Source organism: Exiguobacterium sp. MMG028, from assembly GCF_027947425.1.
GTDB lineage: Bacteria > Bacillota > Bacilli > Exiguobacteriales > Exiguobacteriaceae > Exiguobacterium > Exiguobacterium aestuarii_A.
The window spans coordinates 193,853-203,146 of the sequence record NZ_JAQJIN010000004.1; the positions used below are offsets into that span (position 1 = coordinate 193,853).

Here is a 9,294-nt window from a genome sequence, read left to right on the forward strand (position 1 = left end):
TCCCCCTTAAGCCTTTGTCTCTGTCACGAGTTCTGCAAGTTCAGTCGGATAAAGTCCCGTGAAGCATGCAGCACACTGCCCGCGTAACGCTCCTTCGAATGGACGGTCGATGGCTTCGACCGTTCCATCTAATGTGAGGAACGCTAGTGAATCGGCACCAATCTCTTCTCTGATTTCTTCAACGGATTTGGTTGCCGCAATTAACTCTTCCTTTGTTGATGTATCGATTCCGTAATAGCATGGATGCTTGATTGGCGGTGACGTGATGCGCACATGCACTTCCGTCGCGCCTGCCTCTCGAAGCAACGTGACGATTCGGCGGCTCGTCGTTCCTCGGACGATGGAATCATCGACCATGATGACCCGCTTCCCATTCACGACACCGCGTAACGCCGACAGTTTCATTTTCACGCCGCGCTCCCGTAATTCCTGAGAAGGTTGAATGAATGTCCGTCCGACATAACGGTTCTTAATGAGTCCCATCTCGTATGGGATTCCACTCGCTTCGGCATAACCGATTGCCGCGGAAATACTCGAGTCCGGCACCCCCGTCACGACATCCGCTTCGACCGGCGCTTCTTCGAACATCTTTTTCCCCATGGCTTTACGCGCCGTATGCACGTTGATGCCGTCGATGATCGAGTCCGGACGTGAGAAGTAAATGTATTCCATCGAACACATCGCACGAACTGCCGCTTCACTGAAACGTTCAGATGTGATGCCCTCATTCGTAATCATGAGTAACTCGCCTGGTTCAACATCTCGGACGTACGTCGCTCCAACGACGTCAAACGCACATGTCTCTGATGCGAAAACGTACGCACCGTCTTCCGTCTGCCCGAGTGACAAAGGACGTAACCCATGAACGTCGACTCCGACGTATAGGGCATCTTCTGTCAAAAATAAGAAGGCGAATGCTCCAACGAGACGAGCCAAGCTATCCGCAATGCGTTCTTTCAATGAATTACCGCGACTCCGCTTAATAAGATGGGCCACGACTTCCGTGTCAGACGTCGTCTGGAAAATCGCACCTTCCGCTTCGAGCATATGTTTCAACTCGGTCGCATTCACAAGGTTTCCGTTATGCGCCATCGCCAAATCACCCGTCAACGACTTGAAATGGAGCGGTTGAACGTTCTCGAGCGTGTTGCCGCCCGCTGTCGAATAGCGTACGTGACCGATTGCATGATTCCCGGTGAGTGCGTCGAGAGACGTTTCGTCAAATACCTCGGTGACGAGCCCGAGTCCACGTTTCGCGTGGAGACGCTCTCCGTCTGCCGTTACGATTCCCGTTCCTTCTTGGCCACGGTGCTGCAAACTGTGAAGTCCGTAGTAGGCAAGGTGTGATGCTTCGATGTGACCGAACACACCAAAGACACCACATTCCTCGTTCATGCCTCGGATGTCATATAACATGGAATAGCTCCTTCCCATACACGTTCCAACTCTTGCACATCCATTTCAATCAAGCGGTCGCTCGCGCGAACGACAACGGTTGCCGCTTCTGTGACCTTACCGATTGCTGTTCCGTTCGTCATGCTCGCGAATGCCTCGGCTTTCGTTTGCTCGACTGTCACGAGGAAGCGTGACTGGGATTCACTAAATAGCCCAGTGACGAGTTCTGTATCGATTGTGACGTCGACACCTAGCCCTGTTCCGAAAACGAGTTCTGGTAACGCTGCCGCAAGACCGCCTTCTGACACATCGTGTGCCGCCGTGACAAGACCTTCACGAATCGCTTGAAGTAATACTTTCTGTGTCTGACGCTCTTCCTGAAGGTCGAGTGTCGGCGCATGTCCGCTCACTTTTCCATCCTGCAACATTTGAAGGGCACTCCCCCCAAATTCTGCTTTTGTCTCACCGAGTAAGAAGACGACGTCTCCTGCTTGTTTCGCAAACGATGTCGTAATATGCTCCGGCTTCTCAATGAGACCGACCATTCCAACGACCGGTGTCGGATAAATGGCTTGACCATTCGATTCGTTGTACAACGATACGTTTCCACCGATGACAGGTGTATCGAGCGTCCGGCAAGCTTCTGCCATTCCTTCGACGGCTTGGTCGAGCTGCCAGAACCCTTCCGGTTTATCTGGGCTTCCGAAGTTGAGACAGTCTGTCAAAGCAAGAGGCTCTGCACCACTTGCGACGATGTTACGTGCCGCTTCAGCGACAGCGATTGCCCCACCGACACGAGGATCAAGATAAACGTATTTCGCGTTACAGTCGGTCGTCATCGCGAGCGACTTCTCCGTCTCACGAATGCGAATGACGGCGGCATCACTGCCCGGTGCGACGACTGTCGATGTTTGAACCATATGGTCGTATTGCTCATACACCCAACGTTTCGAAGCGATACTTGGCATCGCAAGAACGTCTTTCCATGTCGCCATCACATCTTCGACGATTGGTGTAACAGGACTCATGGCTTGGAAAGCTTCGTAGTAGGCTGGTACTTTTGAAGGTTTATGATAGACAGGAGCGTCTTCGGCGAGCGCATCGACCGGTACTTCGGCTGCAACTTCTCCTTGGTGAACGAGGCGAAGCACTTTCTCTTCGATGACCTCGCCGACTTTGATCGCGTGAAGTCCCCACTTCGTCACGATCGCTCCAATCTCGTCTTCATGTCCGGCTTTGACAACGAGAAGCATCCGTTCTTGTGATTCCGATAGCATCATCTCGTAAGGCGTCATGCCTGTCTCACGTTGCGGGACGAGGTCTAAGTTCATCTCGATCCCCATGCCGGCTTTTGAGGCCATCTCCGCTGAAGAAGAGGTCAACCCAGCTGCCCCCATGTCTTGAATCCCGACGAGCGCCGGGTGTTTGATGACTTCAAGACACGCTTCAATCAATAACTTCTCCATGAACGGGTCTCCGACTTGTACGGCTGGGCGTTTCTCGTCCGCGTCTTCCCCGAGTTCTTCAGAGGCGAATGTGGCACCATGGATTCCATCGCGTCCAGTCGTCGCTCCGACATACATGACCGAGTTTCCGACACCTTCTGCGATTCCTTTTTGAATGTCTTCATGACGGATAAAACCGACACACATCGCGTTGACGAGCGGGTTTCCAGAGTAGGACGGGTCAAATGCGACTTCGCCACCGACAGTCGGGATGCCGACACAGTTTCCGTAACCAGCAATGCCTGACACGACATGACCGAATAGATGTTTCACACGTGATTCGTTCAAATCTCCGAAACGGAGTGAGTTCAATAATGCAATCGGACGGGCACCCATCGAGAAGATGTCACGAATGATTCCGCCCACCCCAGTCGCCGCCCCTTGATAAGGTTCAATCGCTGACGGGTGGTTATGACTCTCGATTTTGAAGGCGACAGCTTGACCGTCTCCGATATCGACGATCCCTGCCCCTTCTCCTGGTCCTTGTAAGACGTGCTTTCCGGTTGTAGGAAACTTCCGGAGCACAGGTTTCGAGTTTTTGTACGAACAGTGTTCAGACCACATGACCGAGAAGAGACCGATTTCTGTATAGTTTGGCTCCCGGCCAAGCAGTGAGACGACGAGAGCGTATTCGTCGTCCGATAATCCCATCGTGGCATAAATCTTTTCATCGCGGATTTGCGTAGCTGTCGGTTCAGTTGTAAGTAACATGTCGTGCCCCCCATTTTACAATTGACGTGAATAACCGTTTACCGTCTTCCCCACCGAGCAATGCTTCGACCGCACGCTCTGGGTGTGGCATCATGCCGAGTACGTTTCCTGCTTCGTTCGTGATGCCGGCGATATTTTCGACCGATCCGTTCGGGTTCTCTTTATAGGTGAACGCAATCTGACCATTTGCCTTCAATGTCTCGAGTGTCGCCTCGTCACAGTAGTAGTTGCCCTCACCGTGTGCGATTGGCACGCGAATCGTTTCCTGTGCCGCATAGTCGCTTGTGAACATCGTCTCGTTATTTTCAACGACGAGTTCGACAGTCTTACACATGAATTTCAAATCACGATTTCGCATCAACACGCCTGGGAGGAGTCCCGCTTCGACAAGTACTTGGAATCCGTTACATACCCCAAGCACCGGACGTCCTTCTTCTGCGAAACGTTTTACCTCCGCCATAATCGGTGAAAATTGGGCGATTGACCCGCAACGCAAGTAATCTCCATATGAGAAGCCACCTGGTAAGAGCACCCCATCGAACCCTTCAAGTGAGGTTTCTGTATGGAACACGTATTCCGCTTCTTCCCCGAGCACGTCTTTTACCGCGTGATACATGTCGAGGTCACAGTTTGATCCTGGAAAGACGATGACCGCGAACTTCATGCAAGTACCCCCATCTCGATTTCATAATTCTCAATGACCGTGTTGACGAGTAATTTCTCACACATCTCTTTGACCATGTCTTCTGTCGTTTCATCAGCGACCTGAAGCTCGATGACTTTCCCGATACGAACCGATTCAATTCCAGCGAATCCAAGATGCTCGAGTCCGCCTTTCACAGCTACTCCTTGTGGGTCGAGTACACTTTCACGTAATGTCACATACACGTTTACTTTTTTCATTGTCCATTTCCCCCTATGCGTGTTAACAATTGTCCATACGTCTCAGTCAAAGAACCTAAATCGCGACGGAATACGTCCTTATCCAGCTTTTGTTTCGTCTCTTTGTCCCACAGTCGGCACGTGTCTGGTGAAATCTCATCCGCTAAGATGATGGTTCCGTCCACTTTCCCGAATTCTAGTTTGAAATCAATTACGTCAATGCCATGTTGACCGAAGAAATCGAGTAATACGTCATTTACCCAAAGACCAAGTTGTCGCAATGTTTCGACTTCTTTATGTGTAGCGACTTGCAACAAACGGATATGATCTTCTGTAAGGAGCGGATCCCCAAGAGCATCATCCTTATAGTAGAACTCGACAATCGGTGCAAGGAGCGGTGTCCCTTCTTCCCAACCTAATCGTTTCGCCAGGCTTCCTGCCGCTACGTTTCGGACAACCACTTCTAACGGAATGATGTCAACACGGCGTACCAACTGTTCTCGTTCTGAGATTTGTTTGATAAAGTGCGTCGGAATCTTGTTGTCATGCATCAATTCGAACAGCTGCGTCGTGATGGCGTTGTTCAGGATCCCCTTCCCATCGATTGACTCTTTCTTCTCTCCATTGAATGCTGTCGCATCATCTTTGTAATACACGCGAAGCACACCCGCTTCTTCTGTCTCAAATAACGCTTTCGCCTTGCCTTCATAAATTGCTTTCATCTGAACCGTCCCCCTTAAAAGTGAGAGGGGCATATCGCCCCTCAACGATTACAAACCACAGCGTTCAAAAATTGTATCGACATGGCGTACGTGATAACGCGGATCGAACAATTCATCGAGCTCTTCACTCGTAAAGAATGCGCCCATTTCTTTGTCCTCTTCAATCAATGTTCGGAACATCGTTTCTTCTTCCCACGCTTGCATCGCCTTCGGTTGAACCGCGTCATATGCGGCTTCACGCGACCAGCCTTTCTCGATGAGACCGAGTAGAATACGTTGCGAGAAGATAATCCCGAACGTACGGTCCATGTTGCGACGCATGTTATCCGGGAAGACCGTCAAGTTCTTCACGATATTGCCGAATCGATTCAACATATAGTTGAGAAGAATCGTCGCATCCGGGATAATGATTCGTTCTGCTGACGAGTGCGAGATGTCACGCTCATGCCAAAGCGGAACATTTTCATAAGCCGTCATCATATGACCGCGAATGACACGCGCAAGACCCGTCATGTTTTCAGAACCGATTGGGTTTCGTTTATGCGGCATCGCTGACGATCCTTTTTGCCCTTTTGCGAAGAACTCTTCCACTTCACGTGTCTCTGTCTTTTGAAGACCGCGAATCTCGGTAGCCATCTTTTCAATCGATGTCGCAATCAATGCGAGCGTCGACATATACTCTGCATGACGGTCACGTTGGAGCGTCTGTGTCGAGATCGGTGCAGCTTGGATTCCGAGTTTGTCACACACATATGATTCGATGAATGGGTCGATATTCGCAAACGTCCCGACGGCTCCGCTCATTTTCCCAAACTCAATCGTTTCGCGTGCTGCCATGAAACGTTTCTTGTTCCGCTTCATTTCTTCATACCAAAGGGCAAGCTTCAAACCGAACGTTGTCGGCTCTGCGTGCACACCGTGTGTACGTCCCATCATGATGTCATATTTATGTGCTTTTGCTTTTTCTGCAAGAATGCCGATGAAGCGATCTAAATCGGCTTCTAAAATATCATTCGCCTGCTTGATTAAGTACGAGAGCGCCGTATCGACGACATCCGTCGACGTCAATCCGTAGTGTACCCATTTCTTTTCTTCCCCGAGTGTCTCCGAGACCGCACGCGTGAACGCAATCACATCGTGACGCGTCTCTTGTTCAATTTCTAAAATACGATCAACATCAAACGATGCTTTGTCCCAAAGGACTTGTACATCTTCTTTCGGGATAATCCCAAGTTCACTCCAAGCCTCACACGCGTAAAGCTCAACTTTCAACCAAGCCTCGAACTTATTTTGATCAGTCCAAATGTTCGCCATCTCTGGGCGGGTGTAGCGTGAAATCATAAAACGGTCTCCTTCCAAATTGCCAGTTGTTCGATGGTATGAAGCGCATCCTCGACCGTGTCACCGAGAACATTCAAGTGTCCCATCTTGCGACCCGTCTTCGCTTCATCTTTTCCATACAGATGTAGTTTAACATTCGATGGCAATGCTTTGATATTGAGTCGTTGCATATGTTCGCCGAGAAGATTGACCATGACGACCGGAGTGGTCAGTGTCGTTCGTCCGAGACGCATCCCAGTCACGGCTCGAATGTGTTGTTCAAATTGTGAGGTCTCACATGCATCAATTGTGTAATGTCCAGAATTATGTGGACGTGGTGCGAGTTCGTTTACGTAAAGGCGACCATCTGGCATGACAAACAACTCGACAGCGAGTGTTCCCATCAACCCGATGTGGTCTGCGAGTTGAAGTGCGAGATGTCTCGCATCTTCTTGAATCTCATCAGCCACACGAGCTGGTACGATGGATAGATGTAGAATGTTGTTATGATGAATATTTTCACTGATTGGGAACGTCGACGTTTCTTCTTCTCCACGTGTCACAATGACCGAGATTTCTTTTTCAAACGGCAACCAAGCTTCAGCGACATATTCTTGTTCCGTGAACTGTTCAATGAATGCCTGAACATCCTGTTCCGTCCGAATGACTGTCTGCCCTTTTCCGTCATAGCCGAAGCGACACGTTTTGACGACAAATGGCAACCCAAGCTTCTCTTTCGCTTCCCGAACATCTCGAACAGTACGGACTGAAACATAAGGTGCGACTCGTAGTCCCGCAGATTCAATCATTTGTTTTTCTAAGATGCGATGTTGCGTCGCTTTCAATACATCCATTCCTTGTGGACATTTTTCTTCAATCGCAGCAATCATCTCTGTGTCGATATTCTCAAATTCGTATGTCACGATGTCAGAACGGTCGGCGAGTTTCTTTGCGGCGTCGACATCATCAAATGAGGCAACAATGGAATCTGCCACTTGAGCAGTCGGTGCATGTGGGTTTGGATCGAGACAAAGTGTCGTATACCCCATTGCACTCGCACTAAGAGACATCATCCGTCCAAGTTGTCCTCCACCTAAAATTCCGATTCTCATCAGACCAACTCCTCCGTTCCTCGCATCGCCATCTCTTGTTTCTTCTCCCGAAATGCATCAAGTCGATTTGTAATGTCTGTGGAGTGAATGCTAAGAATTTGAGCAGCAAGTAATCCCGCATTCGTTGCTCCCGCTTTACCAATCGCAACAGTTGCTACTGGAACTCCTGCAGGCATCTGAACAATCGAGAGTAGCGAATCCATTCCATTGAGAGCTTTAGACTGAACAGGGACACCGATGACAGGAAGTGTCGTTTTCGCAGCTACCATTCCAGGAAGGTGGGCTGCTCCACCAGCACCCGCAATGATTACTTGAATGCCTCTCCCTCGTGCCTCTTCAGCATATTCGAACATAAGGTCTGGTGTACGGTGAGCTGATACGACTTGTTTTTCATATGGAATCTGTAACTCATCTAACATGTCACATGTATGTTTCATCGTCTCCCAGTCAGATGAACTACCCATGATTACTCCAACTACTACGTTCATTCCAAATGTCCCCCTTACAAAAAGAAATCCCTAAACCGAGCAATCAGTTTAGGGTATAGGCATGACAAATACACGTCAGCTACACCCCATAGTCTGATCAGAATCGGTGATCAGGTAGAAACTTGCAAGCCATTTCCTTGCGATTATATGGAGCACTATTTATTTTTCCTATCTCACACGCCTATCGTACCTTGTTCTTTGAAAACATGTCAATAAACTGCGAACATTTTAATTGTCTGAATATTTATCGTTCGCTTTTTGGATATAAGAAGAATCTTCTCTATGTATCCTGTATTCTATTATAAAAGGGGGAGTTAGATGAATTACATATCGAGTCTTCGGGAAGTGATTGGCAACCGTCCGATCATCAGCGTTGGAGCGACCATTTTGGTCATCAACCAAAAACAAGAGGTACTGATGCAATTCCGATCGGATACACTTGACTGGGGTTTACCAGGAGGATCGATGGAGCTCGGAGAAACGTTGGAAGAAGTCGCTGCACGAGAATTAAAAGAAGAAACTGGACTTTTCGCTAAGCAATTTGAATTCATTCAAGTCTTTTCCGGTCCGGATGGTTACTTTAAATATCCGAACGGCGATGAAACATACGGTGTCATCCATTTATATCAGGCAAAAGGAGTACATGGAGAGCTTCTGATGGAAGACGGTGAAAGCCTGGCTCTTGAATACTTTAGTAAAGAGAATCTTCCTAAAAAGATAGAGAAACGCGCTCAAACTTTATTGGATGCGCTTGGAGACCGATGCTTTGAACGCAAGCATTCATTTTAAGATATAAAAAAGCCGTCACACAGATAGTGTGACGGCTTGGCATTAGGATTCTTTAGAGACGCATTCAAATAAAATCGATTGATGGGAATGGACAGGTTCATCTTTGGCTCCCGTTTGCTCAAAGACGGGCTTTTCAATGCGGCGTATAGGACGATAACCCATTTCATTGATTCGATCTAAACATTCGCTGACCGTTTCATTTGGTTCGACATATACTTTGATTTTCTTAGCCATTTCTTACGTCCTCTCTTCCACTAGACTAAATCGATGATAAGAAAAAACGGCGGCCCTTGAGCGAATGCTCCAGAACCACCGTTTGCCTGGCAACGTCCTATCCTCACAGGGGGAGATCCCCCAACTACTTTCGGCG

10 protein-coding genes and 1 riboswitch are annotated in these 9,294 nt (G+C 48.8%); of the genes, 1 reads left to right on the top strand and 9 read right to left on the bottom strand.

Annotated features, from left to right (window positions below; genetic code table 11):
* Positions 1–6 precede the first annotated feature (6 nt).
* Genes purF through purE form a run of 8 tightly spaced genes read right to left on the bottom strand, consistent with a single transcriptional unit; the run spans position 7 to position 8,135 of the window.
* On the bottom strand, positions 7–1,416 hold the full coding sequence (gene purF / locus PJK55_RS13235) for an amidophosphoribosyltransferase (protein ID WP_214758269.1): 1,410 nt from the start codon (positions 1,414–1,416) through the stop codon (positions 7–9).
* The gene (gene purL / locus PJK55_RS13240; protein WP_271306102.1) at positions 1,392–3,611 is read right to left on the bottom strand and encodes a phosphoribosylformylglycinamidine synthase subunit PurL; all 2,220 of its coding nucleotides are present in this window, start codon (positions 3,609–3,611) and stop codon (positions 1,392–1,394) included. Before purL ends, purF begins: the two co-directional genes overlap by 25 nt.
* Positions 3,595–4,275, bottom strand: coding sequence for a phosphoribosylformylglycinamidine synthase subunit PurQ (gene purQ / locus PJK55_RS13245; RefSeq protein WP_214696716.1), 681 nt, complete (start codon positions 4,273–4,275; stop codon positions 3,595–3,597). Before purQ ends, purL begins: the two co-directional genes overlap by 17 nt.
* Positions 4,272–4,514 carry a phosphoribosylformylglycinamidine synthase subunit PurS gene (purS, locus tag PJK55_RS13250; RefSeq protein ID WP_074032936.1) on the bottom strand — a complete coding sequence of 81 codons (243 nt, stop codon included), beginning with the start codon at positions 4,512–4,514 and terminating at the stop codon, positions 4,272–4,274. The genes purQ and purS overlap by 4 nt, the downstream gene beginning before the upstream one ends.
* Entirely contained in the window at positions 4,511–5,215 is a 705-nt protein-coding gene (gene purC, locus PJK55_RS13255; protein ID WP_214776119.1) for a phosphoribosylaminoimidazolesuccinocarboxamide synthase, read from the bottom strand. The genes purS and purC overlap by 4 nt, the downstream gene beginning before the upstream one ends.
* A 48-nt stretch (positions 5,216–5,263) precedes the next feature.
* A complete protein-coding gene (purB, locus tag PJK55_RS13260) occupies positions 5,264–6,556 on the bottom strand; it encodes an adenylosuccinate lyase (RefSeq protein ID WP_271306103.1) in 1,293 nt (430 codons plus the stop codon).
* Positions 6,553–7,647 carry a 5-(carboxyamino)imidazole ribonucleotide synthase gene (purK, locus tag PJK55_RS13265; RefSeq protein ID WP_214761702.1) on the bottom strand — a complete coding sequence of 365 codons (1,095 nt, stop codon included), beginning with the start codon at positions 7,645–7,647 and terminating at the stop codon, positions 6,553–6,555. Before purK ends, purB begins: the two co-directional genes overlap by 4 nt.
* Entirely contained in the window at positions 7,647–8,135 is a 489-nt protein-coding gene (gene purE / locus PJK55_RS13270; RefSeq protein WP_214785783.1) for a 5-(carboxyamino)imidazole ribonucleotide mutase, read from the bottom strand. Before purE ends, purK begins: the two co-directional genes overlap by 1 nt.
* Positions 8,136–8,204: 69 nt before the next feature.
* A riboswitch (purine riboswitch) is annotated at positions 8,205–8,306 on the bottom strand.
* A gap of 147 nt (positions 8,307–8,453) precedes the next feature.
* On the opposite strand from purE, the gene PJK55_RS13275 reads away from it, so the two are divergent.
* A complete protein-coding gene (locus PJK55_RS13275; RefSeq protein ID WP_214696694.1) occupies positions 8,454–8,924 on the top strand; it encodes an NUDIX hydrolase in 471 nt (156 codons plus the stop codon).
* 42 nt (positions 8,925–8,966) lie between these two features.
* On the opposite strand, the gene PJK55_RS13280 is transcribed toward PJK55_RS13275, so the two are convergent.
* On the bottom strand, positions 8,967–9,158 hold the full coding sequence (locus PJK55_RS13280) for an NETI motif-containing protein (RefSeq protein ID WP_015880702.1): 192 nt from the start codon (positions 9,156–9,158) through the stop codon (positions 8,967–8,969).
* Positions 9,159–9,294: the final 136 nt, after the last annotated feature.

Bases quoted from the DNA above. Each gene is read 5' to 3' on its own strand.
- purC (WP_214776119.1), bottom strand. From the start codon at position 5,215: ATGAAAGCAATTTATGAAGGCAAGGCGAAAGCGTTATTTGAGACAGAA.
- purB (WP_271306103.1), bottom strand. From the start codon at position 6,556: ATGATTTCACGCTACACCCGCCCAGAGATGGCGAACATTTGGACTGAT.
- purL (WP_271306102.1), bottom strand. From the start codon at position 3,611: ATGTTACTTACAACTGAACCGACAGCTACGCAAATCCGCGATGAAAAG.
- purE (WP_214785783.1), bottom strand. From the start codon at position 8,135: ATGAACGTAGTAGTTGGAGTAATCATGGGTAGTTCATCTGACTGGGAG.
- PJK55_RS13275 (WP_214696694.1), top strand. From the start codon at position 8,454: ATGAATTACATATCGAGTCTTCGGGAAGTGATTGGCAACCGTCCGATC.
- purF (WP_214758269.1), bottom strand. From the start codon at position 1,416: ATGTTATATGACATCCGAGGCATGAACGAGGAATGTGGTGTCTTTGGT.
- purS (WP_074032936.1), bottom strand. From the start codon at position 4,514: ATGAAAAAAGTAAACGTGTATGTGACATTACGTGAAAGTGTACTCGAC.
- purQ (WP_214696716.1), bottom strand. From the start codon at position 4,275: ATGAAGTTCGCGGTCATCGTCTTTCCAGGATCAAACTGTGACCTCGAC.
- PJK55_RS13280 (WP_015880702.1), bottom strand. From the start codon at position 9,158: ATGGCTAAGAAAATCAAAGTATATGTCGAACCAAATGAAACGGTCAGC.
- purK (WP_214761702.1), bottom strand. From the start codon at position 7,647: ATGAGAATCGGAATTTTAGGTGGAGGACAACTTGGACGGATGATGTCT.